Here is a 1,911-nt window from a genome sequence, read left to right as displayed (position 1 = left end):
TGCGGCGAGGGGCCCCTCCCCCGGCCCCTCCCCCAAAACTGCCTGGGGGAGGGGAGAATTCGAATGCGCGGTGGAGGTGTTTGGCGTAGGAGGTGGATCGCAACAAGTCCTGCTGCTGCGCCACAAAAACTCCCCTCTCCCGCTTGCAGGGGGGGGGGTTGGGGGAAGGGGGCGCCTTCCCGACCCACCAGTGCCTAAATCGCGGCAAAACAAGGGCACCCGCCGCGCGGATGCCCTTTCTCTTCATCTGTCCGAGCGTTCAGTGGCTCATCAACCCGCCATCGCCGGGGCGGCGACGCGGCGGACTACTTCCGCCACGCGATCCAGCTCGTCGGGCGTGAGGTCGGAGCCGGAGGGGAGGCAGAGGCCGCGGTCGAAGAGGTCCGCCGCGACGCCGGTGTCGTAGACGGGGTACTTGGCGAAGATGGGCTGCAGGTGCATGGGCTTCCAGACGGGGCGGGCCTCGATCTGCTCGGCCTCGAAGGCCAGGCGAAGCGCCTCGCGGCCGGCGCCGAACAGCTCCGGGTCCACGGTGATGCAGGTGAGCCAGCGCGTGTGGCGGCCCCAGCTCGCCTCCGGCATGAAGTCGATGCCGGGCATCCCCCCCAGCGCCTCGCGATAGAACTCGAAGTTGCGGCGGCGGGCCTGCACGCGCTCCTCCAGCACCTTCAGCTGCCCGCGGCCGATGGCGGCCAGCACGTTGCTCATCCGGTAGTTGTAGCCGATCTCGCTGTGCTGGTAGTGCGGCGCGGCGTCGCGGGCCTGCGTGGCCAGCTTGCGCGCGTGCTCCACCAGCCCCGCATCTGCCGAGACCAGCATGCCGCCGCCGGACGTGGTGATGATCTTGTTGCCGTTGAACGAGAAGATGCCCACCCGCCCGAACGTGCCCGGCGCGCGGCCGTGGTACGTGGCACCCAGCGCCTCGGCCGCGTCCTCCACCAGCGCCACGCCGTAGCGGTCGCAGATCTCCGCGACCGGGGCGATGTCGGCGCTCTGGCCGTACAGGTGCACCAGCACCACCGCCTTGGGCGTGCGGCCGGCGGCGGCGCGCTCGGCCAGGGCCTGCTCCAGCAACGCCGGGTCCATGTTCCACGAGCCGCGCTCGCTGTCCACGAACACCGGCGTGGCGCCCAGGTACAGCACCGGGTTCACGCTCGCCGAGAACGTGAGCGAGCTCACCACCACCTCGTCGCCCGCGCCCACGCCCACCAGCATCAGCGCCAGGTGCAGCGCCGCCGTGCCCGAGCTGAGCGCCGCCGCGTGCGGCGAGCCCACTACCTCTGCGAACTCGCGCTCGAAGGCGTCCACGTGCGGGCCCAGCGGTGCGATCCAGTTGCTGGCGAAGGCGTCCTGCACCAGCGGCAGCTCGTGCCCCGACATGTAGGGCCGCGACAGGTAGATGCGTTCCACGGCAAGATCCTCTCTGCGTCCGCCGTCCGCCGCTCGACGGGCATCGGACGCGCGCGATGATGGCTTCACGGCCAGAACGGTGGATGCCGCGCCGGCTACTTCGATCTTTCGATTCCATCCACCCGACATCGCCCGTCGCGTCGGCGGTTCGGCGGATGCGCGGATGCTCATCTCCCGTCCTCCGCGCCACCCCAACGGCTGTCGCCCGACGATGAATCGCGGCGACGATGCCATCCACCGACTGCCGCATGGAGGCGCCGTCAGGCCGCTCCGGCCGCGCTCGTCTGGGACGACGGTCGGCGGGCGGCGACATCGGCGAAGAGGCGCTCGTAGCGGTCCAGCGCGCCCTGCTGCGAATACTCCGTCTCGTAGGCGGCGCGGCCGGCGGCGCCCATCGCCTCGCGCTCGTCCGCGGGCATCGCGTACAGGCGGCGGACGGCGGCGGCGAGCGCCTCCGCATTTTCCGGCGGGCAGGTGACGCCGGCGCCTGCCCGCTCGATC

2 protein-coding genes are annotated in these 1,911 nt (G+C 71.3%); both read right to left on the bottom strand.

Translation table 11 applies throughout. The annotated features are described in order from the left end of the window. Positions 1-270 precede the first annotated feature (270 nt). Positions 271-1,410: an aminotransferase class I/II-fold pyridoxal phosphate-dependent enzyme gene (locus tag VFE05_24890; GenBank protein HET6233337.1), complete on the bottom strand. Its 1,140-nt coding sequence runs from the start codon at positions 1,408-1,410 to the stop codon at positions 271-273. Between the two features lie 260 nt (positions 1,411-1,670). Beyond that, the coding region (locus tag VFE05_24885) for a hypothetical protein (protein ID HET6233336.1) at positions 1,671-1,911 on the bottom strand (241 nt) is incomplete at its 5' end.

This window comes from Longimicrobiaceae bacterium, from assembly GCA_035696245.1.
GTDB lineage: Bacteria > Gemmatimonadota > Gemmatimonadetes > Longimicrobiales > Longimicrobiaceae > DASRQW01.
The sequence above is the reverse complement of the archived record's forward strand: the minus strand, read 5'-3'. Positions and strand labels throughout refer to the sequence as shown.